This window comes from Nonomuraea sp. CA-141351 (genome assembly GCF_050944675.1).
In the GTDB taxonomy this organism is placed as follows: Bacteria; Actinomycetota; Actinomycetes; order Streptosporangiales; family Streptosporangiaceae; genus Nonomuraea.
In genome coordinates this window covers 965,894-991,707 of the sequence record NZ_CP191982.1, presented here as the reverse complement: position 1 = coordinate 991,707, position 25,814 = coordinate 965,894, and the positions used below count along the sequence as shown (strand labels likewise).

Genomic DNA, 25,814 nt, shown 5'->3' with positions numbered 1-25,814 from the left:
CTCCTCGGGGTGGCATGCACGCAAAGCGGACCACGGGCGCTCCTGCAACAGTCTTGGCCAAGGGGGAGTGGAGGGCCTCCCAGGAGGGATTCAACCAAGCAGCCGCGCGCGCGTCAGCGCTTGGAGACAAATACGTGCGCGGCGACATCGCGCGGAAGCTCCGCGGGAGTGTCGTTTGCGTCACCGTCACCTGTCACCCGCACACCGTCGTCGCTCGCCGCGAGCGTCACCTCGCGTCCGGGTTGTATCCCAACTTGCTTGAGTTTAAGCATCACAGCAGGATCGCTTTGCACTTGTTCGCTAATTCGCCGCACGACGACGGGTGTGTCTCTCGGACCTGCCAGGTCCGACATCGATGTCAGCACGTTCGCGCCGCCCTCGGCGGCCTCCTTGGCGCCCAGCTCGCCCAGCCCGGGGATGGGGTTTCCGTGCGGGCAGACCGTGGGGCTGTCCAGCAGCGTCACCAGGCGCGTCTCGACCGACTCCGACATGACGTGCTCCCAGCGGCACGCCTCGATGTGCACTTCTTCCCACGGAAGGCCGATCACCTGGGTCAGCAGGCACTCGGCGAGCCTGTGCTTGCGCATCACGCGGGTGGCCAGCGTGCGGCCCAGATCGGTCATCGACAGGTGCCGGTCGCCCTCGACGCGGACGAGGCCGTCGCGCTCCATGCGGGCGACGGTCTGGCTCACGGTGGGGCCGCTCTGCTGCAGACGCTCCGCGATGCGGGCGCGTAGGGGGACGATGCCCTCCTCTTCGAGCTCGTAAATCGTGCGGAGGTACATCTCCGTGGTGTCGATCAGGCCGTGTGCGGTCAAGGCAGTCCTCCCAAGTAAATGGTACGCCGGTCGAGGTGGGGACTGAGCCCGTCCGCAGCGGGCACAGGAGTCACAGGAACCCTATTGGGAGAACGACCGACGATGGTTAAGGACGGCAACAAGGGAGCGGCCGAGTTCCTTCCCGACCAGCTCGATCTCGACTCGCTGCGCCGCGCGGCGGCCTGCTGCGAGGGTTGCGAGCTTTACAGGAACGCCACGCAGACCGTCTTCGGCGAGGGCCCGAAGCAAGCCAGGTACATGCTCGTGGGCGAGGAGCCCGGGGACCAGGAGGACCGGCAGGGGCACCCGTTCGTGGGCCCGGCGGGGCGCATTCTGGACAAAGGGCTGGAGGAGGTGGGTATCGAGCGCGATGACGTATACGTCACCAACGCGGTGAAGCACTTCTCCTTCACGCTGCGCGGCAAGAGGCGGATCCACCAGAAGCCGACGGCCGCCGAGATCACCGCCTGCCGGCCGTGGCTCGACGCCGAGCTGGCCGTGGTGCGGCCCGAGGTGATCGTGGTGCTCGGGGCGACGGCGGCCAGGGCGCTGCTGGGGCGGGAGTTCCGGGTGACCCAGCACCGGGGTGAGCCGGTGCCGCTCGGGGACGCGCTCGCCGTGGCCACGGTGCACCCGTCGGCCGTGCTGCGCGCGCCCGACCGGGAACTGGCGTACAAGGGCTTCGTGGCCGACCTGAGGGTCGCGGCCAGTGTGGTGTGACGCTAACGGGCCCGGTAGTTGCGGAAGCCTCTCACGGAGAGGCCGACGACCAGCACCGTGACGGCGCAGGCGATGCCGCCGCCCACCCAGGCCCCGGTCAGGCCCAGCCCGGTCGCCATGGCCCCGGCCCGCAGGTCGCCGAGGCGCGGCCCGCCCGCCACGACCACCATGAACGCCCCTTGCAGCCGCCCGCGCATCTCGTCGGGCGCGTACAGCTGCAGGATGGACTGCCGCCACACCGACGAGATCACGTCCGCCACACCTCCCACGGCCATGAACGCCACCACCAGCCAGAGCTCGTGCACGAGCCCGGCGACGGCCACGGCCAGGCCCCAGACGGCGATGACCACGACGAGCGCCACACCCTGCCGCGAGACCCGGCCCACCCAGCCGGAGAACAGCGCCCCGGCGGCGGAACCGATGGCCATGGCGGAGGTCACCAGGCCGAGCGCGAGGGAGGAGCCGCCGAACCGTTCGGCGGTCAGCTCAGGGAAGAGCGCGCGCGGATGAGCGAACACCATCGCGATGATGTCCACCACGAACGACATCAGCAGCACGGGGCTCCTGACGATGAAGCTGAGCCCCTCGAGCACCGCCCCGGCCCCGGGACGTCTCACCTCGCCCAGCGGGGGCAGTGAGGGCAGCCTGAGCGCCGCATAGAGGCTGCCGGTGAAGAGGAGGGCGTCCAACGCGTACGCCGCCGCGAACCCGCCGGTGGTCAGCGCGACCGCGCCGATCAACGGGCCCAGCACCGCGCCGGTGCTGAAGACGAGGGAGTTGAGCGCGTTCGCCGAGGGCACCAGCTCCTTCTCCAGGAGCCGGGGGATGATCGCACCCCTGGCCGGGCTGGTGATCGCGAAGCCGGTGGCGTTCACGGCGACCGCGGCGAAGATCAGGTAGATGTTCCCGATCTTGAGCAGGGCCTGGGCGAGGATGAGCAGCGTCGCCGCCCAGGCGATGAGCGAGCCGACGATGAGCAGCTTGCGCCGGTCCACGGCGTCGGCGACCGCGCCTCCCCAGAGACCGAAGACGATCAGCGGGATCAGGTTGGCCATGCCCAGCAGCCCGACGTAGAACGAGGAGTGGGTGAGCTCCCAGACCTGCTGCCCGACCGCGACGATGGTCGCCGCGACGCCTACGTGGGAAACGGACTGGCCAAGCCATAGCCGCCGGTAGTCGGGCACACCGAGCGGCCGGGTATCTACCAGATGACGCTTGACCAGATCCGCGATTGCCACTCAACGAACATTAAGGCGCGAGCCTTTCCAGGGCCCAGCCGGGTCTCGTGCGCCGGTAGCGGAGCCTGTCGTGCATCCGGTCGAGTTGCCCCTGCCAGAACTCCATCTCGATCGGATAGACCCGGAAACCGCCCCAGAAGTCGGGCACCGGAGGATTCTCCGGCCAGCGCGCCGCCAGTTCCGCGTAGCGGTCGTCCAGCTCCTCCCTGGTGCGCACGACGGCCGACTGGCGCGAGGCCCAGGCCCCGATGCGTGAGCCGTACGGGCGGGAGTTGTAGTACGCGGCCGACTCCTCGTGGGAGATTCGCGTCACAGTGCCCTCGATGCGTATCTGGCGGCGGATCGGGTGCCAGGGGAAGAGCAGCGACGCGCGGGCGTTCTCGGCCAGGTCGCGGCCCTTGCGCGACTCGTAGTTGGTGTAGAAGACGAAACCGCGTTCGTCATAGCCCTTCAGCAGGACCGTCCTGGCACTGGGCCGGCCGCCCGCGGAGGCGGTGGCCAGGACCATGGCGTTGGGTTCGGGCAGGCCGGCTTCGAGCGCGTCCTGGAACCACATGGTGAATTGCTCTATCGGTTCGGACGCGAGGTCTGATTCGAGCAGCGGCTCGCCCTCGTAGGTACGGCGAAGCCCAGCCAGCACGGGCGGGCGCGGGGTGGCATCCACGAGACGGTATTCTTGCGCGCTTGTGTGGTAGATCCCATGCATCCCCTCTCACCAGCGGGTTTGGCCTTACAGCGGGTCCCGAGACCAAGCACGACCTGGGAAGGGGTTAAATTGACCCGCCGGTATCTCGACATCAACAGAGCGGAGGAGCTCGGGGGGAGAGAACGAGGCCACCGATGCCAACGACCCCCGCAGCGGCCGCAACCATTGGCACAGCATTGCCCAAACATGGCAAGGGAAAGGGAGGCGGCCGAGTATGTCCGACTTCAAACCCGGGCTCGAAGGCGTCGTAGCTTTCGAGACCGAGATCGCGGAACCGGACAAAGAAGGGGGCGCCCTTCGATACCGGGGCGTCGACATTGAGGAACTGGTCGGCCGTGTCCCGTTCGGGGCGGTCTGGGGCCTGCTGGTCGACAACAAGTTCCAGCCGGGCCTGCCTCCGGCGGAGCCGTACCCCATCCCTGTCCACTCCGGTGACATCCGCGTAGATGTGCAGAGCGCCCTGGCCATGCTGGCTCCGGCCTACGGCTTCAAGGCCCTGCTCGACATCAGTGACGAGGAGGCTCGCGACCAGCTCGCCCGCGCCTCCGTCATGGCTCTCTCGTTCGTCGCGCAGTCCGCGCGTGGGCTCGGCCTGCCGATGGTGCCGCAGAGCCGGGTCGACGAGGCCAAGACCATCGTCGAACGCTTCATGATCCGCTGGCGCGGTGAGCCTGATCCCAAGCATGTCAAGGCCATCGACGCTTACTGGACCTCCGCTGCCGAGCACGGCATGAACGCCTCGACGTTCACCGCCCGCGTCATCGCCTCCACAGGGGCAGACGTGGCCGCCGCGCTCTCCGGCGCCGTCGGCGCCATGTCGGGCCCGCTGCACGGTGGCGCCCCGGCCCGCGTGCTGCACATGATCGAGGGTGTGGAGCAGCTCGGCGACGCCAAGAAGTACGTCCAGAGCGAGCTCGACAAGGGCAACAGGCTCATGGGCTTCGGGCACCGCGTCTACCGTGCCGAGGACCCGCGCGCCCGCGTGCTCCGCCGTACCGCCAAGGAGCTCGACGCGCCCCGCTACGAGGTCGCCGCTGCGCTGGAGCAGGCCGCGCTGGAGGAGCTGCACGCGCGCAAGCCCGATCGCGTGCTGGCCACCAATGTCGAATACTGGGCGGCCGTGGTGCTGGACTTCGCCGAGGTGCCGTCGCACATGTTCACCTCGATGTTCACCTGCGCCCGCACGGCCGGTTGGGCCGCGCACATCCTGGAGCAGAAGCTCACGGGCCGGCTCGTCCGGCCGAGCGCCAACTACGTCGGCCCCGCCTCGCGTCCCCTGAGCGACGTGCCCGGCGCCGCCGAGGTGGCCGGGAAGTTCTGACGCGATCGGCCCCGGCACGTCAGCCGAACGAGCACTTCACCTCGAGTTCGGCGGCGCTCCCGGGGCCTTTTCGTCGGCCGTGCGGCTGCCCCGCGACACCGGGTCGTTCCGGAAGGAACCCGCGGGGTCCATCGAGCGGTTGTGGGGTTCTTCTCAGTTTCCAGCCCCGGTCCCGGATCATCCTCGCGGGGTCAGTACCCTGGTCACGTGGCTGACATCGTGATTCCCGCTGACATCAAGCCCGCCGACGGCCGATTCGGCTGCGGGCCCTCGAAGGTGCGCACCGAGCAACTGGCCGCGCTCGCCGCCTCCGGCGCGAGCCTCATGGGCACCTCCCACCGCCAGAAGCCGGTCAAGAACCTGGTCGGCCGCGTACGCTCCGGGCTCGCCGACCTCTTCTCGCTTCCCGAGGGCTACCAGGTCGTGCTTGGCAACGGCGGCACCACCGCGTTCTGGGACATCGCCGCCTTCGGGCTGATCCGCGACAAGTCCCAGCACCTGTCGTTCGGCGAGTTCTCCTCGAAGTTCGCCGCGGTCACCAAGAAGGCCCCGTGGCTGGCCGAGCCGAGCGTCATCAAGTCCGAGGTCGGCACCCACCCCAGCGCGGTGGCCGAGGAGGGTGTGGACGCGTACGCGCTCACCCACAACGAGACCTCAACCGGCGTCGCGATGCCCATCAAGCGCGTGGGCTCCGACGACTCGCTCGTGCTCGTGGACGCCACCTCCGGCGCCGGCGGCCTGCCCGTCGACATCACCGAGGCCGACGTCTACTACTTCGCCCCGCAGAAGAGCTTCGCCTCCGACGGCGGCCTGTGGATCGCGATCATGTCGCCGCGCGCCCTGGCCAGGGTCGAGGAGATCGCCGCGACCGGCCGCTACGTGCCGGAGTTCTTCAGCCTGCCCGTCGCGATCGACAACTCCGCGAAGGACCAGACCTACAACACGCCGGCCGTGGCCACGCTGTTCCTGCTGGCCGACCAGCTCGACTGGATGAACTCCCAGGGCGGCCTGGCCTGGACCACCGCCCGCACGGGCGAGTCCAGCCAGCGCCTCTACACGTGGGCCGAGAAGTCGTCGTACGCCACGCCGTTCGCCGCCCCGGAGTTCCGCTCCCAGGTGGTCGGCACGATCGACTTCTCCGACACCGTCGACGCCGCGGCCGTGGCCAAGGTGCTGCGCGCCAACGGCATCGTCGACACCGAGCCGTACCGCAAGCTGGGCCGCAACCAGCTGCGCATCGCGATGTTCCCGGCCGTCGACCCGGCCGACATCGAGGCGCTCACGGTCTGCGTCGACTACGTGGTCGAGCGCCTCTGACGGCCCCAGGAGGGTGAGCGCGTCCCCTCCTCGACGCTCTGCGCGAACCTGGCCAGCACCGGCGCCTGTCGTTGCTGGCCGTTCGTCAGTTTGACCCACCCTCCCGGCTTGAATAGTAGGAAACGTTTCTTGCCCGAAAAGCTCAGTCCCGGCCAGGCGATGACCCGGTCGAAGAGCCTCGGTTATCTCATGTTCGCCAGCCGATGGCTCCAGGTCCCCCTTTACCTGGGCCTCATCGTGGCTCAGGCGGTGTACGTATGGCAGTTCGCGCTCGAGCTCTGGCACCTGATCGAGACGGTGTTCCTGCACACCGAGCCAGCCACCGCGGCGACGCCGTCGCCCGAGGTCGTGGTCATGCTCACCGTCCTGGCGCTCATCGACGTGGTGATGATCTCCAACCTGCTGATCATGGTGATCATCGGCGGCTACGAGACCTTCGTCTCCCGCATCAACCTCGACGACCATCCCGACGAGCCGGAGTGGCTCTCCCACGTCAACGCGAACGTGCTGAAGGTCAAGCTGGCCACGGCCATCGTCGGCATCTCGTCGGTGCACCTGCTGCAGACGTTCATCAGGGCCCAGTCGACGCCGAACGACAAGATCATGTGGCAGACGATCATGCACCTGGCCTTCGTGGCCTCGGCCATCGGCCTCGCCTACATCGACCGCCTGCTGTCCTCCTCGCCCGCGGAGCACACGCGGTCGCACCTCAGCGGCTAGATCGCTGATGTGAATTTGGGTTAGTGGTCGTAGGCGGTCAGGGACCGTTTCACGGGTGCGTCGGTGTTCCAGTTGTGCCAGATTGCGGCGTTGAGGGCGAGGATGCGCTGGCTGATACGGGCCCAGAGGCCGTCGGGGTGGCGGGCGTTGTGGCGTTCGAGGCCGAGCTGGTTCTTCAGTGTCCAGATGATCGCCTCGATGCGCTGGCGCAGCCAGCCGGGAAAGGGCAGGGCGCGTGCAGGCTCGTCTTCGCGGGTCGGCCGGATCAGGAGATGACCCAGATCGGCGGCGGCCTTCTCGATGCCGGCTCCGGCGAATCCCTTGTCGCACACGATCGGGCATGGCCCGTCGGCTATCTGGTGGACGTGCAGCAGGTGCAGGGCCTGCTTGCGTTCATCGAGCTCTTTGGGGTGGGCCAGGCTGAAGCCGGTCACCGCGCCATCAGCGGTAGTGATCAGCATCAGCTTGGCGCCCCAGTAGAAGGCGTGGTGGGACTTGTCCATGCCGTATCCGGCGATCTCACCCAGGTGTGATCTGTTGACCGTCACTCGCGAGGCGCCGCAGCGGATCGGGGTGCCGTCCATCAGCCGCAAAGGCTCGTGCCAGGTCGGGACCTGGCGGGCCAGCCACAACGCCGCCGCCGACATGGCCGGCCCCAGATCACGCAGTTGCCGGTTGTACTGCGACTGGGACGGCAGCCTGGGGAACAGGTGCCCGATCCGGCTGGCCGCCATCCGCATCCAGCGGCGTTCGTCATCACACCGCAGCAGCACCTGCGCCACTGCCACGACCACCGCCTCGGCCGGGGTCAGCACCGGCGGCCGGCCCCGTCCGCGAGGCCGTCCCCGCGAAGGCATCACGTGATCGTCCAGATGCACATAGAGTGCGGTCAGAAGGGCGTCTAAGTCAGTCTTCACACACCGACAATGGACGCCCTTCGTCACGCCCGCGGCCGATCACCAAAATTTCACATCAGCGATCTAGTACGCGGGGATCTCGCGCTTGCGGCGCAGCACCCAGCCGGCCACCACGCCGCCGATGAGGCCGAACAGGTGGCCCTGCCAGGAGATGCCCTGCTGGTTGGGCAGCAGGCCCGCCAGGATCCCCCAGTACGCGATGCCCACGCCGACGGCGATGACGATGTCGAGCAGCCTGCGGTCGAACAGGCCGCGGGCCAGGATGAAGCCGAAGTAGCCGAAGACCAGGCCGCTCGCCCCGACCGTGTAGACGCCGGGGCTGGTCAGCCAGGTGCCGAAGCCGCCGATGAGGATGATCAGCACGCTGGCCCACAGGAACTTGCGCAGGTCACGCAGCCCGGCCAGGAAGCCCAGGATCAGCAGCGGCAACGAGTTGGCCATGAGGTGGCCGAAGCCGCCGTGCAGGAACGGGGCGAACAGGATGCCGATCAGGCCGTCGGGCTCCCACCCGATGATGCCGAACTCCCGGTCGAGCGAGCCGTTGAGGAAGAAGTCGACGCCCTCCACGACCCACATGACCGCGAGCATGGCGACCACGACGAGGAGAGCGCTCAGCGCACCGGACAGGAGGGCCCCGGCGCCGCGCTTGGCCGACTCGAACCTGGAACCCGAATAGTCGCTCATGCGCCTCTCCTGGTACGTCGTTTTCTCTTTCTTTACCGTAGCCAGGAACGCTTATGCGCGCGCTGAAGGCGGGAGGCGCGCCCGCGCAGAAGTGGTGTGGGAGGGCGCGGGTGGGCGCCCTCCCCCGGTTATTCGCCCTTCCACTTGGGCGGACGCTTCTCGGCGAAGGCCGCGGCGCCCTCCATGGCGTCCTTGGAGCCGAAGACCGGCCCGACGATCGCGCTCTGCTTGGCGAACATCTCCTCCAGCGACCAGTCCGCGGACTCGATGACCACCTTCTTCGTGGCGGCAAGGGCCAGCGGCGCGTTGGCGGCGATCTTGCGGGCCAGCTCCAACGCCCCCTCGAGCGCCTCCCCCGGCGATGTGATCCGGTTCACCAGGCCCAGCTCGTACAGGCGCGAAGCCGGGTAGTGGTCGCCGGTCAGGGCGATCTCCATGGCCACGTGGTACGGGATCCGGCGCGGCAGCCGCATGATGCCGCCCGCGCCCGCCACAAGACCACGCTTGGGCTCGGGCAGGCCGAACGTGGCCTCCGACGACGCCACGATGACGTCGCACGACAGCGCCAGCTCGAACCCGCCGGCGAGCGCGTACCCCTCGACGGCGGCCACCAGCGGCTTCTTCGGCGGCGACTCGGTCAGACCGCCGAAGCCGCGCCCCTCGACCACCGGGAAGTCACCCGACAGGAACCCCTTGAGGTCCATGCCCGCGGAGAAGGTGCCACCGGCACCGGTCAGGACATAAGCAGAAATGTCGGGACGAGCGTCCAGCGTGTCCAGCGCCTCCGCGATCCCCCGCGCCACCGCCCCGTTCACAGCATTACGCGCTTTAGGGCGATTTATCGTGATTACGGCGACGTTCTCGGATTCCTCGACGAGCACTTCGTCAGACAACGAGACCTCACTTGGGCTGGAAGCGGATGCCGCCGTCGAAGCGGACGACCTCGGCGTTCATGTAGTCGTTCTCGATCAACGACCGCACCAGGTGCGCGAACTCGTCGGCCCGCCCCATGCGCTTGGGGAACACCACCGGCGCCACCAGCTTGGCCTTGAACTCGTCCGCGTTGGCCGAGAAGCCGTAGATCGGCGTGTCGATGATGCCCGGGCAGATCGTGTTCACCCGGACGCCGATCGCGGACAGGTCGCGCGCCGCGGGCACGGTCATGCCCACGATGCCGCCCTTGGAGGCCGAGTACGCGAGCTGCCCCGTCTGACCCTCCAGCGCGGCCACGGAGGCGGTGTTGATCACCACGCCCCGCTGCCCGTCGGCGTCGGCCGGCTCGGTCTTGGCGATCGCGGCGGCACCGATCCGCATGAGGTTGAACGTGCCGATCAGGTTGACCTCGATCACCTTGCGGTAGGAGGCCGGGTTGTGCGGGCTGCCGTCGCGGTTGACGGTGCGCTCGGCCCAGCCGATGCCGGCGCTGTTGACCACCACGCGCAGCGGCTTGCCTGTGGCCACGGCGGCGTCCACGGCCGCCTGCACCTGATCGTCGTCCGACACGTCGGTCCTGACGAACACCCCGCCGAGCTCGTCGGCGATGGCCTTGCCGCGCTCCTCATTGAGGTCGGCGACGACCACGGTGGCGCCCGCGCGGGCCAGCTCACGAGCCGTGGCCTCACCGAGGCCGCTGGCGCCGCCGGAGATGATTGCTGCAGATCCGTTCACGTCCATATCCCGGACCCTAACCCGCAGACCGAATGAAGTTCTACTCGGGGTGCGGTCAAATCTCGCCCACGGCGCTGTCGACGTCGGAGTACACCTTGATGCGCCGGTCGAGCCCGGTCGTGCGCAGAATGCGCGCCACGGGCGCCTGGGGCGCCGCCAGGGACACGCCGCCGCCCTCGCCCGTCGCCAGCCGCCAGGCCTCGATCAGCACCGACAGCCCACTGGAGTCCATGAACGACAACTGCTGCAGATCAAGCACGAGCTTGGCGCTGTCCTGCTTGATGGCGTCACGCACCTCGTCGCGCAGGAACGGCGCGGTGAACAGGTCGAGTTCTCCCTCAACGGCCACCACCACGGCGTCGCCAAGAGCGTGTCGCGCAAGCCGCAGCTTCATTTGGCCCCTCCTCGATGAGCCACTGTACTTCGACATCCCCGGGTACCGGGCATGCACAAACTACGAAGATGCGGACGAGATACCTGAAATAGGCCTCATACCGCAGGGATGGCGAAGCCGTACGGAAGCTCCAAGCGGTGCTCGGCCAGCAGTTCCGCGTCGGAGAGCAGCTCGCGCGTGGGGCCGTCGGCGGCGATCACGCCGCCGGAGAGGATCAGCGAACGTTCACACAATTCCAGCGCGTACGGAAGGTCGTGCGTGACCATGAGCACCGTCACGTCGAGAGAGCGCAGGATCTCGGCCAGCTCCCTGCGGGCGGCCGGGTCCAGGTTGGACGAGGGCTCGTCGAGCACCAGGATCTCCGGCGACATGGCCAGCACCGTCGCCACCGCCACGCGGCGACGCTGGCCGAACGACAGGTGGTGCGGCGGCCGGTCGATGGCCTCCAGCATGCCGACCCGCTCCAGCGCGTCCTTGACGACGCGGTCGAGGTCCTCGCCGCGCACGCCCGCGTTGGCCGGGCCGAAGGCGACGTCCTCCCTGACCGTGGGCATGAAGAGCTGGTCGTCCGGGTCCTGGAAGACCAGGCCGACGCGCTGCCTGACCTCCTTGAGCGTGTCCTTGCGCACCGGGGTGCCGGCCACGGTGACAGTTCCGTGCCCAGGGGTGAGGATGCCGTTGAGATGCATGACGAGGGTGGTCTTGCCCGCGCCGTTCGGGCCGAGCAGGGCCACGCGCTCGCCGCGGGCGATCGACAGGTCCACGCCGAACAACGCCTGCGTGCCGTCGGGATAGGCGTAGGCGAGCTGCCTGACTTCGAGAGAGTTCACCAGGAGAGTCCCCATACTGCGAGGGCCATGGCCGGGAGGGCGAGAGCAATGCCCCATTGGCGTACGGATGCTGAAAAATCTTGAATAATTGGCATCCGTCCCGAGTATCCCCGACTGAGCATCGCGAGGTGCACGCGCTCGCCCCGCTCGTACGACCGGATGAACAGCGCCCCAGCGGACCGGGCGATCACCGGGATCTGCCGCAAATCTCGCGCTTCGAACCCACGGGACTCCCGAGCCACCCGCATCCGCCGCATCTCATCCACGATCACGTCCATGTACCTCAGCATGAACATGGCGATCTGCACCAGCAGACTCGGCAGCCGGAGCCGCTGGGCCCCGATGAGGATCACCCGCGGCTCGGTGGTGGCCGCGAGCAGGATGGAGGCGATCACGCCGAGCGTGGCCTTGGCCAGGATGTTCCAGGCCGCCCAGAGCCCGGGCACGCTCAGCGAGACCCCCAGGACGCTGGTCCGCTCCCCCAGCCCGATGATCGGGATGACGAACGCGAACAGCACGAAGGGCACCTCGATCACCATCCGCCGCAGGACGTACGGCATCGGCACCTTCGCCACCACCGCCACGATCCCCAGCAGGGCGGCGTAGGCCGCGAACACCCAGAACCGCTCCCGCGGCGTGGCCACCACGACGATCGCGAACGCGAAGACGGCCAGCAGCTTGCACTGCGGCGGCAGCCGGTGCACGACCGAGTCGCCCGGCAGGTAGAGCTGGTGATGGTGCCCCGCACCCATGAGTCAGACCTTGACCTTCGTACGGCTCCGCGCGGCATAGGCCACGCCCCCCGCGACGAGCAGCACCAGTCCGACACCGACGATCCCGGCCACCCCGACCGGAATGCCGCCCACCTCGCCGTAGTCGGCCAGCGCCCACGACCCGAACAGATGGTCGCTCGCCTGCGAGAGGAAGCCCTTGTTCTCCGCGACCGCCTCCAGCCCGTCAGGCGAGGAGGAGGCGAAGAACGACGCGATCCCGGCCAGCACCAGGGTCAGGCCGATGCCCCCGAGCAGGAACGGCCTGAGCGCGCCGGGGGCGGCCGCCGGCTCCTGCCCGCCCACTGTCGTGGTCTCACCGTCGGCCCCACGCAGGACCAGCGGCTTGGCCAGGCCGCGGGCGCCGTACACGAGGTCGGGCCGGACCGCGAGGACCGCGCCGACCGTCATTGCGGTGATCAGCGCCTCGCCGATCCCGATGAGCACGTGGACGCCGCCCATGGCCGCGGCCACCGCGCCCACCTCGACCGGCGCGGTCCCCCCGACCCAGAACAGCAGCGCGAACACCAGCGCGGCCGAGGGCACAGAGACCAGCGCGGCCAGGAACGCCGCCACCACGACCCGGCCTCTGGTCACCCTCGCCACCAGCCGGAAGACCCCCCAGCCGACCAGCACGGTGACGATGCCCATGATCGTGATGTTGATGCCGAGCGCGGTCAGCCCGCCGTCCGCGAAGAGCACGCACTGCACGAGCAGCACCACGGCCATACACAACACGCCCGTATAAGGCCCGACGAGTATCGCGGCCAGCGCCCCGCCCAGCAGGTGGCCGCTGGTGCCGGCGGCGACGGGGAAGTTGAGCATCTGGACGGCGAAGATGAAGGCCGCGACGAGCCCGGCCATGGGGGCGGTCCTGTCGTCGAGCTCGCGCCGCGCCCCGCGTAGACAGACCGCGACGCCGGCGGCCGCCACGACGCCGGCCGAGACGGATGTCGCCGCGTTGAAGAAGCCATCGGGTACGTGCACGCCAAACCTCCTGCAAGAGCAAACGTCCCTACTTTAGGACATCGTCTTGCACCTGCACATAGATGGCAATTAGCGCATGATCCTTCTGATGATCGTCCGCGCCGTCAGCCGCCGCACCACGGTGCTCAGCCTCCCCTTCCCCGAGGTCGCGTACGGCCGCACGGTCCTGAGCAGGGCCGCGCCCCACCACCACCTGCGCGGCGCCGCGACCGTCTCGGCGTCGGTCTCGATCCTGAACCGGGCGGGCGGCCCGCCCAGATCGAGCTCCAGGTACGCGTCCCAGGTCCCCGGCGGGAGCCAGCCGACCGCGACCCTGGCCGCGAACCCGCCGCCGGGCAGCGCCAGCACGCGCTCGGTCCGCTCGCATCCGGTCCGCCGCTCGCGCCAGACGATCCGCTTGACCGCCGAGGCCGCCGGAGCGGTGCCGACGACGCTGACCTCGCCGTCGATGAGCAGCCGGTGCCCCAGCGCCCACCTCGTCCTGATGAGGCGCACCGTGCCGGGCACCGCGACCACGTGGCCGCCGACGTCGATGCTGAGGTTGCCGTTGTCCCGGGTGAAGTACGGCAGTGCCACCACCCCGTCGATCAGCCGGGCCGGCGGGAGATTGATGCCGCTGTCGCGCTCGCCCCCGAGCCTGCCGAACCGCACCACGCCCTCGAGCTCGACCGCCACCCGCAGATCCCAGATCCCCGAGGCGAGCGCGGCCACGTCCACCCGTACGGTGAACTCGCCCCCCTTGCGCTCGGCCGGGATGACCAGCTCGGTGGCCGGGTCGTGCCGCGCGCGCAGCACCACGGCCAGGCCGTCGTCCCTGCTGATGCCGTCCAGCCGGGCGGATCCCGTCACCACCAGGCGGTCGCCGTCCCAGCGCAGCCCGGTCAGCCTGCGCCGCACGGTGGCGCTCTCGATGCGGGCCAGGCGCACCAGACGGTCGATGTCGCCGAGCGCGGTCGCCCGCTGCCTGTCGATGCTGTTGAGCAGCTCGTGCACCCCGGGCGTGTACCACTCGTCGCAGAGGGCGGCCACCTCCCGGGCGATGTCCTTGCGCCGTACGTCGTCGCTCTCCAGGAACACCGCCCCGAGCTGCGCGAACGCGTCGAGCCTGAAGTGCCTGCGCAGCAGGTGGTCGCGGAGCGGACCGGGCTCGACGTGCTCGGCCATGAGCTGGATCGGCTGCCTGATCATGGCCAGCCAGGCCAGCGGGTCCCTGCTGCCCTTCTGCTGCATGATGCTGCTGCCGTCCGGCCTGGACACCAGGTGGTAGCAGTCGTAGTCGGCCACCACGGAGATGACCGCGGCGTGGCAGTAGGCGTGGACGGTGAAGACGATGTCCTCGCCGACGAGCATGCCCTCGCCGAACCTGATGTCGTGGCGTTCGAGCAGTTCCCTCCTGAAGAGCTTGAAGCAGCACAGGCTGTTGTAGACGTTGCTGTCGCCGAGGCCCACGCGGTCGGCGCTCTGCTGGAACATCGACACCGGCGCCCGCCGGCCGTGCCCCACGATCTTGCCGAGGACGATGTCGGAGCCGTTCCTGTCGGCCATGGCGACCATGCGTTCCAGCGCCTCGGGGCCGAGGTAGTCGTCGGCGTCGCAGAAGAACACGTACCGGCCCGTGGCGTGCTCGATGCCGACGTTGCGTGGCCGGCCCGCGCCACCGCTGCCGTCGATGTGGACGACCTTGACGCTGTCCTTGTGGTAGGTGGCGTAGAGGTCGAGGAGCTCGCCGCTGCCGTCCGTGGAGCCGTCGTCGACGACGATGAGCTCCTTCTTCACGCGCTGCACGAGCGCGGAGGTGAGGCATCTGTCGAGGTATGCCCGGCAGTTGTGTGCGGGGATGACAACGCTTACGTCAACCGCGTCGTCATCGTTCCCGGTTGCCGACATCGCCACCACCGCCGCCTGTGTCACGTTGCGCTGCTAGTTGGTTTCAGTATGTGACGGGCGCCGGTCTCCAGGGGGGCCAATCGGGCATCTTCATCCCCTGCTTTTGCCAGCAACGGAGATTTACGGCATTCCGCTGATAACCGCTGAAGTGCCACATTCAGCCTGGACCGAATGAGTTTCAGGGACGAGGTTTTCCTACCGGGGAATAGAAACCTCTGCACCAGGATCATTGAGATACCCCCGGCCGTTCGCCGGTGATCCGCTCCCGAGAGTTGCGCGTCTACAGTTAGGCAACCTTGACCGGGAGGTGGCGGTAAATGGGATCGGATCTCCGCAGGCGGGCGGCGCACGACTCGCCCACGCACTCTGCTGAGTTCATCGCCTCGGCGGCTCGACTGGAAGAGCTGCACGAGTGCTCCGCACTGCTTCGCCGCACGAGGATGCGAGCCGAAGAGATCGTGGACGAGGCGCGTGCCCTGTTGATGGAGGCCGAACAGCGCGGCGAGGTGGACCGCGTCCTGGAGTTGCGCGCCCAGCTGGAGCAGGCGCGCGGGTTGTACCGCAAGGTGCTGAACGCGTACGTGACGATCTGCCACAGGATCACCGAGGAGCGCCAGGAGATCTTGCAGGAGCACTTGGGGTTGTCAGGTGCAGCTTGACGGGGATAATGTCAGGCCATGCCTGACTTGAAGGACAAGATCCGCTGCTCTTTCTGCCACAAGAAGAGTGCGGAGGTGAGCAAGATGATTGCCGGTCCTGGTGTGAACATTTGCGATCAATGTATAGGGCTGTGCAATCAAATCCTCGAACAGGAACGACTCGCATCCTCCACCGAGCCCCGGCTCCCGACGTGGGAGACGATGACCGAAGAGCAAATACTCGAGCACCTCCCGAAAATCGCCGTCGTACAAGCACAGGTGGACGACAACCTGCGCGACTGGGTGGCACACCTGCGTGGCAGGGACGTCAGCTGGGAACGCATCGGTGCCTCGCTCGGCATGACGCGGCAATCCGCGTGGGAACGTTTCAGGAGCGAGACCTGAGCATTGAACCGTTGTGGCGCGTGGGACGTCCTATATCCAGGGAGGCCCAACATGCGCGTGCTAGACGGTCTCGCGGCGCCCGATCTCGAGGAGCTCCACCTGGAGCTGGTTCTGATCCTGGCGCTGCACGAAGAGGCAGAGCGGCCGGCTGCCCAATGAGCGGGCTCCAGCTCCCCGGACCGCAACCCGGGGAGCTGGAGCAGGGGGGACGCCTCGTAGGATTGCCGACCATGCTGCGTTGCGCCGTGCTTGACGACTACCAGGGAGTGGCGCTCGGTCTGGCCGACTGGTCGAGAGTGCGGGCGACGAGCTTCCGCGACCACTTCGGCAGCCAGGACGAGCTCGTGGCCGCCCTCCACGACTACGAGATCGTGGTCGCCATGCGGGAGCGCACGCCGTTCCCGGCCGGGCTGCTCGCCCGGCTGCCCAACCTCCGGCTGCTCATCACCACGGGCATGCGCAACGCCGCCATCGACCTGGACGCCGCGCGGGAGCGCGGCGTCACGGTCTGCGGCACGGGCAGCAGCTCGACCCCTCCGGTCGAGCTGACCTGGGCTCTGATCCTCGGCCTCACCCGCCACCTACTGCCGGAGGCGACGGCCATGCGCGCCGACGGCCCCTGGCAGAGCACCCTGGGCACTGATCTGCACGGCCGCACGCTGGGGCTGCTCGGGCTCGGCAAGCTGGGGTCCCGGATGGCGGAGATCGGCCGGGCGTTCGGCATGGACGTCGTGGCGTGGAGCCAGAACCTCACCCAGGAGCGTACGGACGCCCTCGGCGTGCGGCTCGCCCCAGGCATGGACGTGCTGCTGTCCGAGGCCGACATCGTCTCCATCCACCTCGTGCTGAGCGACCGGACCCGGGGCCTGATCGGGGAGCGGGAGTTGTCGTTGATGCGGCCCGGCGCGTACCTGGTGAACACCTCGCGAGCGGCGATCGTCGATCAGGAGGCTCTGGTGGCGGCGTTGAAGGCGGGGCGGATCGCGGGAGCCGGGCTGGACGTGTTCGAGACGGAGCCGCTGCCCGCCGGCCACGAGTTGCGCACGCTGCCCAACGTGCTGGCCATGCCGCACCTGGGGTACGTGACGGAGCTGAACTACCGTACGTACTTCCGCGAGGCCGTCGAGGACATCGACGCCTTCCTCGACGGCGCTCCGATCCGCCGCCTTCAGTGAGTTCTGCCCCTGGCCCGGAAGGCGGCCGTCTTGACGCGGTTCTGGCAGGCCGTGGAGCAGAACCTGCGGGTGCCGTTGCGTGACACGTCCACGTAGACGCGGTCGCAGTGCGGGGCCGTACAGACTCCCAGGCGGTCGCTGAACTCGCTGCCCAGCACGATCGCGAGCCCGGTGGCGCAGCTCGCCCCCCACTCGCCCGCCATCGTGCCGTCGTGGCCGTGGAAGTGCAGGTGCCACGGCTCGCCGTCGTGCCGCTGGAGCATCGGTCTGGCGTGGGTCTCCTCCAGCAGCGCGTTCACCTGTGTGGCCGCGGTGTCGATGTCGCCGTCGGCCACGGCGGCGAAGACCGTACGCAGGCGGGCGGCCACCTCGGCCAGTTCGGCGCCCTCCGGCTCGGTGACCTCGCGGTGACCCGGATAGACAGCACGCAGGGCCTCGGTGGCGGCGGCGCCGAGGCCGTCCGGCGCCGGATGGTCGCGTCCCCGCCGCTCACCCGGGGTCAGCGCGTTGACGAGCGCCACCGCCGCCCTGACCACTCCATCAGTGTGACTGTTGAAATCCAATTGACCGGTTACACCTTCATGTTCTAGTTTGTAACTGACCAAAGCCTAAACGACAGTTACAAGGAGACGTTCGTGCTCACTCACGATGCCGCATTGGAGTGGATGGCGCGCTGGGACCGTCAGCAGGAGGGCTACCTGCCGGATCGCGAGGAGCGGTTCACCGCCCTGATCGACGCCGTCGAGGCGCTGGGACGGCCGGATCCGGTGGTGATCGATCTGGGCTGCGGCCCCGGCTCGCTGTCCGCCCGGCTGCTCGACCGCCTGCCGAAGGCGAAGGTGATCTCGGTCGACGCCGACCCGCTGCTGCTCGGGCTCGGGCGTGCCGCGTACCCGCAGCTCACGTTCGTCTCCGCGGACCTCCGCACCGGCGGGTGGACGGAGTCGCTCGGACTGGACGGGCCCGCCGACGCCGCGATCAGCACGACGGCGCTGCACTGGATCTCCGGCTCCGACCTCAAGAGCGTGTACGGCGAGGTCGCGGCCGTCCTGCGCCCGGGCGGGCTGCTGCTCAACGGCGACCACATGGACACCGACGACGCCACCCCGGCCCTCGCCCGCCTGGAGCACGCCGTTCACGACCGGGAGACGGAGCGGACGTTCGGCGCGAACCCGCCGGAGGACTGGCGGACCTGGTGGGACGCGGTCGAGGCGGACCCCGCCTTTGCCGAGCTCAACGCGGAACGGCGCACCACTGCCGGGGCCTCGCACCACGGCTCGGAGTCCCGGCTCCTGTCGCATCACGTCGAGGCGCTCCGGGAGGCCGGCTTCTCGGAGGTCGGCACGCTCTGGCAGCGGGGCAACAACCGCCTGCTGTGCGCCGTACGAGACTGACGCGTTCGACCCCTATACAGTCAACCAAGCGCTTGCTACGCTCCGCCCATGATGTCCACGGTCGTCTGGGGCACCGGCAACGTCGGCCGCGCGGCCATCCGTGCCGTCGCGGCCCATCCAGGATTGAAGCTCTCGGCCGTGCTCGTCCACGACCCGGACAAAGTCGGCCGGGACGCCGGCGAGCTCGGCGGGCTCGGGCACGATCTCGGGATCGTCGCGACCGACGACGTCGACGCGGTGTTATCCGCGAGCCCCCGGGCCGTGGTGTACGCCGCCTCCGGCGACCTCCGCCCCGACGAGGCGCTCGCCGACGTCACCCGGGCGATCCGGGCGGGGGCCGTGGTCGTCACCCCCTCCCTGTACGCGCTCTACGACCAGCGCAGCGCACCGCCCGAGCTGCGCGAGCCGGTGCTGGCCGCCATAGGGGACGGCGGCGGCTCGCTGTTCGTCTCGGGAATCGACCCCGGCTGGGGCAACGACGTGCTGCCGCTGCTGATCAGCGGGCTCGGCACCGCCATCGACGTGATCCGCTGCCAGGAGATCTTCGACTACTCCACGTACGACCAGCCGGACTCGGTCCGGTACCTGGTCGGCATGGGCCAGCCGATGGACTACGAACCGCCCATGATCGCGCCGACCGTCCCGACCATGGTGTGGGGCGGGCAGGTACGCCTGATGGCCAGGGCGCTCGGCGTCGAGCTCGACGAGATCCGCGAGACCCGGGACCGGCGCCCGCTGGACGCCACAGTGGGCGAGTTCGAGGCGGGGACCCAGGGCGCGGTGCGGTTCGAGGTACAGGGCATCGTCGGGGGCGAGCCCCGCATCGTCATCGAGCACGTCACCCGCATCCACCCGTCCTGCGCCCCGGACTGGCCGACGCCCCCGAACGGCGTGGGCGCGCACCGGGTGATCATCGAGGGCCGCCCGCGCATCGAGGTCACGGTCGAGGCCACGGACGAGGGCGGCAACAGCTCCGCCGGCGGGAACGCCACCGCGGTCGCCCGGCTGGTGGGCGCCATCGCCTGGCTCGCGGAGGCGGAGCCAGGACTGTACGACGCGCTCGACGTCCCGCTGAACCCCGGCAGACTCGGAGGGAACCGGCCGTGAACATCGACATCCCCCAGGGCAAGGACCCGATCGCGTACGTCTGGGGCGAGATGGTGCCCGGCATCGGGATCGCCGCCTCCAAGTTCTCGATGTCGGTGTACGCCCACAGCACTCTGGGACTGCGCGAGTTCGAGGCGGCCCGGCTGCGCATCGCCCAGATCAACGGGTGCGCCTTCTGCCTCGACTGGCGCACGGAACGGGACGGGGAGAAGGTCGAGGAGGAGTTCGACGAGGCGGTGACGCAGTGGCGCACCACCGACGCCTTCGACGAGCGCACCCGGCTGGCCGCCGAGTACGCCGAGCGGTACGCCCTCGACCACCACGGGCTCGACGACGAGTTCTGGACGCGGATGACCGCGCATTACAGCCAGCTCGAAATCGTGGAGCTGAGCATGTGCCTCGGCTCATGGCTGGCGTTCGGCCGCCTCAACCACGTGCTGGGCCTCGACGCCACATGCACGCTGACCGGCGGCTCCTCACCCACACCGCAGCGCAGGAAGTGAGGACCACATGAGCAGCACCAACCTCCCCTCGGGCAACGGCATCTCGCGCCGCGGCTTCCTCGCCGGAGCCGGCTCCATCGTGGGGGTAGCGGCCCTCGGCGGACCCGCCGCCGCGGCCGCCGGCCCGATCGCGAACGGGGCGCACGTGCCGGTGCTGGTGATCGGCACCGGGTACGGCGGCTCGGTCGCCGCCCTGCGCCTGGCCCAGGCGGGCGTCGACGTGCACATGGTCGAGATGGGCATGGCCTGGGACACCCCCGGCTCCGACGGCAAGATCTTCTGCAACACGCGCGAGCCCGACTACCGCTCCTACTGGCTCCGTACCAGGACAAAGGCCCCGCTCAACTACTTCCTCGGCTTCCCCATCGACCGGGACATCCCCCGCTACACCGGCGTTCTGGACGCGGAGGACTTCAGCGGCATCACGGTCTACCAGGGCCGCGGCGTCGGTGGCGGCTCACTGGTGAACGGCGGCATGGCGGTCACCCCGAAGCGCGCGAACTTCGCCGCCATCCTCCCTTCCGTGGACCCGGCGGAAATGTACGACACTTACTACCCCCGCGCGAACGCCGGCCTCGGAGCCGCCACCGTGGACCCGGCCTGGTTCGACTCCACCGACTGCTACCAATACGCACGCGTCGGCCGCAAGCATGCCCAGCGCTCCGGCTTCCCGTTCGTTTTCGTGCCGGACGTGTACGACTGGAACTACATGAAGCAGGAAGCGGCGGGAACGGCCACCAAGTCCGCCCTGGCCGGCGAAATCCTCTACGGCAACAACTACGGCAAGAAGTCGCTGCAGAAAACGTACCTCGCCCAGGCCAAGGCCACCGGCAGGGTCACCATCTCGCCCCTGCACAAGGTCACCTCGGTCGCGCCGGCGACCGGCGGCGGCTACACGGTCGTCATCGACCAGCTGAACACCAACGGCGACACCACGACCACCAAGACCGTGACCGCGGACCGCGTGTTCTTCGCCGCCGGCAGTGTGGGCACCAGCAAGCTGCTGGTCAAGCTCAAGGCCACCGGGGCGCTCCCCAACCTGAACAACGAGATCGGCAAGGGCTGGGGCGACAACGGCAACGTCATGTGCGGCCGGGCCAATCACCTGTGGGACCCGACCGGCGCACTCCAGTCGGCCATCCCGTGCTGCGGCATCGACAACTGGACCGCGGGCGGCGCATTCGCCGAAGTGGCCCCGCTGCCCACCGGGATCGAAACCTACGCCTCGTTCTATCTGTCGATAACCAACACTCCGAACCGGGCCCAGTTCTCCTGGAACGCCGCGACCGGCCAGGTGGATCTGAGCTGGCAGGCGTCGTGGAAGCAAACGTCCATCGACATGGCCAAGACCATCTTCGACAAAATCAACGCGAAGGAAGGGACGATCTACCGTACCGACCTGTTCGGCGTCTACAAGATCTGGGGCGACCACCTCACGTACCACCCGCTCGGCGGCGCGGTGCTGAACAAGGCCACTGACAACTACGGCCGCCTGACCGCTTATCCCGGCTTGTACGTCATAGACGGCGCGCTGATCCCCGGAAACACCTCCGTGAACCCGTTCGTCACCATTACCGCGCTCGCCGAACGGAACATCGAAAGAATCATTTCCGCCGACCTTTGACGGATGGCCCTCCACGTGCGGCGCAGCCCCGCGAGGCAGTGTTTCGCGGGGCCGCCGGCATGCTGGGGGGTAGCAAGGGACCATCGATATCGATGTCAGGCTCCGGCGGCCAGCTTGAGAGTGATGGCGCCGAGGATGATGGCGGCAAAGGACAGCAGCTTGGGCAGGGTGATCTTCTCTTTGTAGATGAGAGCGCCCAAGAGGACGGTGCCTATGGAGCCCAGGCCGGTCCAGATGGTGTAGCCGACGCCCACATCCAGCGTCTTTAGTGCCAGGCTGAGGGTGAAGATGCCGCCGCTTGCGGCCAGCAGGGTGAAAACCGAGGGCCACAGCCTTGTGAAGCCCTGGGTGGCGTTGGTGCCGAGCGCGAAGGCGATCTCGAAGACGACGGCGAGCGACAGATAGAACCAGGCCATGACGGTGTGCTCCTTGCGAGAACAATGGTTGATCGGTCAGCCGGCGGCGGCCGGCTTCTTGGTGAGCTTGTCGGCGAGCTTGAGCCCCAGAACGCCGCCGATGATGAGGACGAAGGCGAGCGCCTTCCAGATGTTCATCGGCTCGTGGAAGATCACGGTCCCGAGCACCACCGTGCCGACCGAGCCGATGCCTGTCCACACGGTGTAGCCGACGCCCACGTCCAGCGTTTTCAGCGCCTGGCTGAGGAAGAAGATGCCACCGGCGGCGGCCCCGGCCGTGAGGAGGGACGGACCGAGTTCGGTGAAGCCGTTGGTGGCGTTGGTGGCCAGGGCGAACACCACCTCGAAGACTGAGGCGACCAGCAGGTAGATCCAGGCCATGGGGAGTTACTCCAAGGTAGTTGTATGTATATGCAATCACTTCGGGAGAGTATGTATGTACAAGTAAGCTTGTGTCAATATGACTAGATCGTCCGCCGGAGTCCCGGTGCTGCCGAAGGAGACCACGTGATGACATCAACGGCCCCGATCGCCACGAGCGACACCGGGGATGCGCACATGTGGAACCAGATGCTGACCTTGCACGCGCATGTCGAACATCGCCTCGGCACCGCACTCCAACGCCAACACGGCCTCGGCCTGTCCGAATATCGCGCCCTTGAGCTCCTGGCCGGCGCCGACGACGGCGAACTTCGCATGCAGGACCTGGCAGCCCGCCTGGGACTGAACCAGAGCTCGGTCACCCGCCTGGTCAGCCGTCTGAACGCCGCCGGGTTCACGTACCGCGACCTGTGCCCCGAGGACAAGCGAGGCGTCTACACCGTCATCACCGATGCCGGCCGCGCCCGCCACCAGGAGGCGCGGGGCACCTATGCGGAAACGCTGTCCGCCGCCCTGGACGAAGCCGCACAACAGAACGCACTGATCAGCACCCTCCTGACCACGGCCCGCCCTCTGTTTCAATGACCCTCGTACGTGCGTCCCTCCCAGAGCGCTCGCGCAATGAGCATGAGCCCGCAGGAATGCGACGCCCACACCAGGTCATGCGGAAGGCGGGACGAGCAGCGCTTCGGCGCCGATCGAGGCGTAACCGGCGGCGAGGAACGCCCGGACGCTCGCCGCATTGCCCGGGGCGATTTGAGCCCAGAGCGGGTGTGCGGTGAGATGCCTGGCCGCGCGGGCGAGTGTACGGCCCAGGCCGCGTCCTCGGCCGGCCGGATCGACCTCGATCGCGACCTCCCACCGACCGGCTACGCCCCGTCCGATGACCAATAGTCCTCCAGGACAGGTCCAGACGCGTACGTCGTCACGATAGCGGCGGGCTCGCTCGACGCGTGGATGGGCGGTGTCCGTGACCTGGATCAACTCGATCGGCGGGGGGCCGGCGCAGGGAGTGGCCAGGGCGAGCATGTCGATGTTGTTGATCCGGCGTCCCATGCGTTCCTCCAAGTCTCTGAGGAACGGGGGGTTGAGCGGCGCAGAGAGGTCGCCGTCGGGAAGCCGGGATCTGATCCACTCCTCGTCGAGGTCGGCGAAGATCACATTGTGCGCGGTGAAGGCGATCACTCCTGCGTCACGCGGAGACGGCTGCGGGACGATGGTGGGACCGGCATCCGGCTCGGGCATCTGCCCACGGGCCGCATGGGCGAGGAGATCAGACAAAGCGATCACTCAGAGACCGTAGTCACCCAGCCGATGCGCTTTCAAATGTAGTCTCCGGGCCACACGAACGGTCTTCGGCGGCTACTGTCCGGCGAGCCGGGCGAGAAACGGCGTCAGCGTGTTCAGGAAGGTGTTCTTCGCAGGGGCCGCCAACAGCGGGTCCAGATGGGTCATGGCATTGTCCTCGGCATATGTCACGTCGGTGATCCGCGACTGTCCCACCACCCATGCGGCGGCCGTGTTGGCGGAGCCGTGCGTCAGACCGCTCTGGAACGAATACAGCGGCACGTCGATCTCGCGGGTGTGCGACAGCCGCAGGCCCAGCTTGCGGGCCACCCGGGTGTCGTCGAACGGGTCGGCGGCCTCGAGGTCGAGGCTGAGCCGGTTCGGCCAGTACCACTCGAACAGTGAGGGCACGGGGCCGGCCAACGCGCGGGCAAGGGCGGCGGCCGAGGTGTAGGCCGGGTTCACGCTGATGTCCGGCACCAGCGGATGCGTGACGAACAGCCACTCGACCAGTCCTTCGTTGGTCACCTGGGCCGATGGCCGCAGCCCGGGCGGCAGGTGACGGGCCACCGCCGAGGGCTCGTCCGGGAGGGCCGCCGCGTACTTGCCCGCGAGCTGCTGCAGGATCGCGAACGTCTCGGTCCGGCCCATGGTGAGGGACTCGTCGAAGACCTCGCCACCCGCGATCTCGGCGAGCCGGGCGTCCGCCTGGTCGGCGGTGAGCCGGTAGGTGTAGCCCTCCCCGGCGAAGGCGTCGTGCACACCGCCATCGATCAGCACCAGACCCGCCAGGTCGCGGTATCCGGGGTGGCCGTCGAAGTCCCAGCCGGCGTAGGCGAGCGCGGTGGTCGCGCCCCACGAGTGCCCGCCCAGGATCACCCGGCGGCGTCCGCCGTCGGCTGCCGCCAGCACCACCCGCCGCAGGTCGGCGAGCTCGACACCCAGCCCCCACTGCCCGACGTACGGCACGGTCTGTGGCGTCTGCGCCCGGTAGTGCTCACCGAGGTAGTAGTCCGCGGCTCGGTCCGGTGAGCGGCGGAACCCGCGCAGGTCGGTCAGGTTCTGCTCCCGGCGATCGACGGCCCAGATCTGGGTGCCGGGCAGCCGGGCGGCCAGCTCTCGGGCGAGCGGCGCGAAGCCACCCGCGGCGCCGAACTGACCCGGGACCAGCACCACGACCTGCCGGGCGCCGGGCGACCCGACTTTCAGCACATGGACACGGTCATCGGCGGCCGGGCCCGGCGCGTCGGCCCCGGGCATCGGCTCATAGGCCTCCCGAACTGCGGCGGCCCCGGCGGTCGCGCCGGCGACAGCCAGGACGGCCGTGATCGCGCAGATCATGCGCTTGAGCGTTCTCATCGCTTCCTCCTTGCGGATGTCTCGACTCGGAAGAGCACACGGACCGGCCGGACGTTCCATGTGCTCTCCGTCACAGGGAACGTGGGCCGGGTCCCAGCCCTCTTCGGTCATGAAGTGACCTCACAACCATCAGGAGGCGGTAGCTGTGAAACCCCAGACGCGAGTGCGTACCGGGATCGCGGTGGTCACGGTCCTGGCGGCGGACGCCGTCGCGCACCTGTACTGGATGACCGGCAGCACCTGGCCGGCCCGGGACGCCGGCTCGCTGTCCCGAGCTGTGCTCAACTTCGTGGTTCCGTTCACGCCGCGGGTCCTGCTCGTGCCGTTGGCGCTGCTGCTCGCCGCGGCGACGCTGGTCCTCATCGCCCTGGACCGGCCCGCCTGGCTCTCTTCGCCGGGCACGGTCATCGTCTCCCGGCTGCCCCGGGCAGTGAGCCGCGCGGATGGCATGGAACGTTCGCGGCCGAGCGCTCCTCTTCCTTGGTGACACAGGTTTCAGATCCCCGGGAGAAGCAGTGTTTCGTCACCGCCCGTCGTACGTCACCTTG

Annotated in this window: 30 protein-coding genes; 13 read left to right on the top strand and 17 right to left on the bottom strand. The window is 68.6% G+C overall.

Annotated features, from left to right (window positions below; translation table 11 throughout):
- Positions 1 to 113: 113 nt before the first annotated feature.
- Complete coding sequence (locus ACQPWU_RS05170; RefSeq protein WP_433437265.1) at positions 114 to 818, bottom strand: metal-dependent transcriptional regulator; 705 nt, start codon at positions 816 to 818, stop codon at positions 114 to 116.
- Positions 819 to 920: 102 nt separating this feature from the next.
- Here ACQPWU_RS05170 and ACQPWU_RS05165 point away from each other — a divergent pair, with 102 nt between their 5' ends.
- Positions 921 to 1,538, top strand: a complete 618-nt coding sequence (locus tag ACQPWU_RS05165; protein WP_433437263.1) for a UdgX family uracil-DNA binding protein — start codon at positions 921 to 923, stop codon at positions 1,536 to 1,538.
- A gap of 2 nt (positions 1,539 to 1,540) precedes the next feature.
- Here ACQPWU_RS05165 and ACQPWU_RS05160 read toward each other — a convergent pair whose 3' ends face one another.
- Both ACQPWU_RS05160 and pdxH read right to left on the bottom strand, forming a co-directional pair.
- Positions 1,541 to 2,776, bottom strand: a complete 1,236-nt coding sequence (locus ACQPWU_RS05160; protein ID WP_433437262.1) for an MFS transporter — start codon at positions 2,774 to 2,776, stop codon at positions 1,541 to 1,543.
- A 10-nt stretch (positions 2,777 to 2,786) separates the two neighbouring features.
- Positions 2,787 to 3,440: a pyridoxamine 5'-phosphate oxidase gene (gene pdxH / locus ACQPWU_RS05155; protein ID WP_433437260.1), complete on the bottom strand. Its 654-nt coding sequence runs from the start codon at positions 3,438 to 3,440 to the stop codon at positions 2,787 to 2,789.
- A gap of 256 nt (positions 3,441 to 3,696) precedes the next feature.
- Here pdxH and ACQPWU_RS05150 point away from each other — a divergent pair, with 256 nt between their 5' ends.
- The 3 genes from ACQPWU_RS05150 (at position 3,697) to ACQPWU_RS05140 (ending at position 6,840) form a co-directional block, all read left to right on the top strand.
- Entirely contained in the window at positions 3,697 to 4,803 is a 1,107-nt protein-coding gene (locus ACQPWU_RS05150) for a citrate synthase 2 (protein ID WP_433437258.1), read from the top strand.
- Between the two features lie 207 nt (positions 4,804 to 5,010).
- The gene (serC, locus tag ACQPWU_RS05145; RefSeq protein ID WP_433437257.1) at positions 5,011 to 6,120 is read left to right on the top strand and encodes a phosphoserine transaminase; all 1,110 of its coding nucleotides are present in this window, start codon (positions 5,011 to 5,013) and stop codon (positions 6,118 to 6,120) included.
- 129 nt (positions 6,121 to 6,249) lie between these two features.
- Positions 6,250 to 6,840, top strand: a complete 591-nt coding sequence (locus ACQPWU_RS05140; protein ID WP_433437256.1) for a TIGR00645 family protein — start codon at positions 6,250 to 6,252, stop codon at positions 6,838 to 6,840.
- Between the two features lie 20 nt (positions 6,841 to 6,860).
- On the opposite strand, the gene ACQPWU_RS05135 is transcribed toward ACQPWU_RS05140, so the two are convergent.
- The 9 genes from ACQPWU_RS05135 to ACQPWU_RS05095 form a co-directional block, all read right to left on the bottom strand.
- Complete coding sequence (locus ACQPWU_RS05135) at positions 6,861 to 7,757, bottom strand: transposase (RefSeq protein WP_433429273.1); 897 nt, start codon at positions 7,755 to 7,757, stop codon at positions 6,861 to 6,863.
- A gap of 63 nt (positions 7,758 to 7,820) precedes the next feature.
- Positions 7,821 to 8,441: a rhomboid family intramembrane serine protease gene (locus tag ACQPWU_RS05130; protein WP_433437254.1), complete on the bottom strand. Its 621-nt coding sequence runs from the start codon at positions 8,439 to 8,441 to the stop codon at positions 7,821 to 7,823.
- A gap of 128 nt (positions 8,442 to 8,569) precedes the next feature.
- The gene (locus ACQPWU_RS05125) at positions 8,570 to 9,334 is read right to left on the bottom strand and encodes a crotonase/enoyl-CoA hydratase family protein (RefSeq protein ID WP_360683243.1); all 765 of its coding nucleotides are present in this window, start codon (positions 9,332 to 9,334) and stop codon (positions 8,570 to 8,572) included.
- 7 nt (positions 9,335 to 9,341) lie between these two features.
- The gene (locus ACQPWU_RS05120) at positions 9,342 to 10,115 is read right to left on the bottom strand and encodes an SDR family NAD(P)-dependent oxidoreductase (RefSeq protein ID WP_433437252.1); all 774 of its coding nucleotides are present in this window, start codon (positions 10,113 to 10,115) and stop codon (positions 9,342 to 9,344) included.
- Between the two features lie 49 nt (positions 10,116 to 10,164).
- Complete coding sequence (locus ACQPWU_RS05115) at positions 10,165 to 10,503, bottom strand: STAS domain-containing protein (protein ID WP_091080528.1); 339 nt, start codon at positions 10,501 to 10,503, stop codon at positions 10,165 to 10,167.
- A gap of 95 nt (positions 10,504 to 10,598) precedes the next feature.
- Positions 10,599 to 11,348 (bottom strand): energy-coupling factor ABC transporter ATP-binding protein, encoded by a 750-nt coding sequence (locus tag ACQPWU_RS05110; protein WP_433437249.1) that lies wholly within the window; start codon positions 11,346 to 11,348, stop codon positions 10,599 to 10,601.
- Positions 11,330 to 12,085 carry a cobalt ECF transporter T component CbiQ gene (gene cbiQ, locus ACQPWU_RS05105; protein WP_433437247.1) on the bottom strand — a complete coding sequence of 252 codons (756 nt, stop codon included), beginning with the start codon at positions 12,083 to 12,085 and terminating at the stop codon, positions 11,330 to 11,332. Before cbiQ ends, ACQPWU_RS05110 begins: the two co-directional genes overlap by 19 nt.
- A 3-nt stretch (positions 12,086 to 12,088) precedes the next feature.
- A complete protein-coding gene (locus ACQPWU_RS05100) occupies positions 12,089 to 13,090 on the bottom strand; it encodes an energy-coupling factor ABC transporter permease (RefSeq protein ID WP_433437245.1) in 1,002 nt (333 codons plus the stop codon).
- A gap of 69 nt (positions 13,091 to 13,159) precedes the next feature.
- Complete coding sequence (locus tag ACQPWU_RS05095; RefSeq protein ID WP_433445156.1) at positions 13,160 to 14,977, bottom strand: glycosyltransferase family 2 protein; 1,818 nt, start codon at positions 14,975 to 14,977, stop codon at positions 13,160 to 13,162.
- A gap of 317 nt (positions 14,978 to 15,294) precedes the next feature.
- Here ACQPWU_RS05095 and ACQPWU_RS05090 point away from each other — a divergent pair, with 317 nt between their 5' ends.
- The 3 genes from ACQPWU_RS05090 to ACQPWU_RS05080 all read left to right on the top strand — a co-directional run bounded on the left by ACQPWU_RS05090 (position 15,295) and on the right by ACQPWU_RS05080 (position 17,195).
- Positions 15,295 to 15,636 (top strand): hypothetical protein, encoded by a 342-nt coding sequence (locus ACQPWU_RS05090; protein ID WP_433437243.1) that lies wholly within the window; start codon positions 15,295 to 15,297, stop codon positions 15,634 to 15,636.
- 18 nt (positions 15,637 to 15,654) lie between these two features.
- The gene (locus ACQPWU_RS05085; RefSeq protein ID WP_433437241.1) at positions 15,655 to 16,020 is read left to right on the top strand and encodes a ClpX C4-type zinc finger protein; all 366 of its coding nucleotides are present in this window, start codon (positions 15,655 to 15,657) and stop codon (positions 16,018 to 16,020) included.
- Positions 16,021 to 16,250: 230 nt separating this feature from the next.
- Positions 16,251 to 17,195 (top strand): D-2-hydroxyacid dehydrogenase family protein, encoded by a 945-nt coding sequence (locus ACQPWU_RS05080; protein WP_433437239.1) that lies wholly within the window; start codon positions 16,251 to 16,253, stop codon positions 17,193 to 17,195.
- Here ACQPWU_RS05080 and ACQPWU_RS05075 read toward each other — a convergent pair.
- Complete coding sequence (locus tag ACQPWU_RS05075) at positions 17,189 to 17,758, bottom strand: CGNR zinc finger domain-containing protein (protein ID WP_433437237.1); 570 nt, start codon at positions 17,756 to 17,758, stop codon at positions 17,189 to 17,191. The genes ACQPWU_RS05080 and ACQPWU_RS05075 overlap by 7 nt on opposite strands.
- 72 nt (positions 17,759 to 17,830) lie before the next feature.
- Here ACQPWU_RS05075 and ACQPWU_RS05070 point away from each other — a divergent pair, with 72 nt between their 5' ends.
- From ACQPWU_RS05070 to ACQPWU_RS05055, 4 genes are read left to right on the top strand one after another with little or no spacing between them, the layout of a single operon-like run.
- Entirely contained in the window at positions 17,831 to 18,589 is a 759-nt protein-coding gene (locus ACQPWU_RS05070; protein ID WP_433437235.1) for a class I SAM-dependent methyltransferase, read from the top strand.
- A gap of 48 nt (positions 18,590 to 18,637) precedes the next feature.
- Positions 18,638 to 19,696 carry an NAD(P)H-dependent amine dehydrogenase family protein gene (locus ACQPWU_RS05065; protein WP_433437234.1) on the top strand — a complete coding sequence of 353 codons (1,059 nt, stop codon included), beginning with the start codon at positions 18,638 to 18,640 and terminating at the stop codon, positions 19,694 to 19,696.
- Positions 19,693 to 20,199 carry a carboxymuconolactone decarboxylase family protein gene (locus ACQPWU_RS05060; RefSeq protein WP_433437233.1) on the top strand — a complete coding sequence of 169 codons (507 nt, stop codon included), beginning with the start codon at positions 19,693 to 19,695 and terminating at the stop codon, positions 20,197 to 20,199. Before ACQPWU_RS05065 ends, ACQPWU_RS05060 begins: the two co-directional genes overlap by 4 nt.
- Positions 20,200 to 20,206: 7 nt before the next feature.
- Entirely contained in the window at positions 20,207 to 21,823 is a 1,617-nt protein-coding gene (locus tag ACQPWU_RS05055) for a GMC oxidoreductase (RefSeq protein ID WP_433437231.1), read from the top strand.
- 95 nt (positions 21,824 to 21,918) lie between these two features.
- Here the strand turns inward: ACQPWU_RS05055 and ACQPWU_RS05050 are convergent, their stop codons facing one another.
- Entirely contained in the window at positions 21,919 to 22,239 is a 321-nt protein-coding gene (locus ACQPWU_RS05050) for a DMT family transporter (RefSeq protein WP_433437229.1), read from the bottom strand.
- A gap of 36 nt (positions 22,240 to 22,275) precedes the next feature.
- Positions 22,276 to 22,620, bottom strand: coding sequence for a DMT family transporter (locus ACQPWU_RS05045; RefSeq protein ID WP_433437228.1), 345 nt, complete (start codon positions 22,618 to 22,620; stop codon positions 22,276 to 22,278).
- Between the two features lie 129 nt (positions 22,621 to 22,749).
- Here ACQPWU_RS05045 and ACQPWU_RS05040 point away from each other — a divergent pair, with 129 nt between their 5' ends.
- A complete protein-coding gene (locus tag ACQPWU_RS05040) occupies positions 22,750 to 23,205 on the top strand; it encodes a MarR family winged helix-turn-helix transcriptional regulator (protein WP_433437227.1) in 456 nt (151 codons plus the stop codon).
- A gap of 75 nt (positions 23,206 to 23,280) precedes the next feature.
- On the opposite strand, the gene ACQPWU_RS05035 is transcribed toward ACQPWU_RS05040, so the two are convergent.
- The gene (locus tag ACQPWU_RS05035; RefSeq protein WP_433437225.1) at positions 23,281 to 23,910 is read right to left on the bottom strand and encodes a GNAT family N-acetyltransferase; all 630 of its coding nucleotides are present in this window, start codon (positions 23,908 to 23,910) and stop codon (positions 23,281 to 23,283) included.
- 72 nt (positions 23,911 to 23,982) lie between these two features.
- The gene (locus ACQPWU_RS05030) at positions 23,983 to 25,266 is read right to left on the bottom strand and encodes an alpha/beta hydrolase (RefSeq protein ID WP_433437223.1); all 1,284 of its coding nucleotides are present in this window, start codon (positions 25,264 to 25,266) and stop codon (positions 23,983 to 23,985) included.
- 145 nt (positions 25,267 to 25,411) lie between these two features.
- Between ACQPWU_RS05030 and ACQPWU_RS05025 the strand changes: the two genes are divergently transcribed.
- Positions 25,412 to 25,753, top strand: a complete 342-nt coding sequence (locus tag ACQPWU_RS05025) for a hypothetical protein (RefSeq protein ID WP_433437221.1) — start codon at positions 25,412 to 25,414, stop codon at positions 25,751 to 25,753.
- Positions 25,754 to 25,814: the final 61 nt, after the last annotated feature.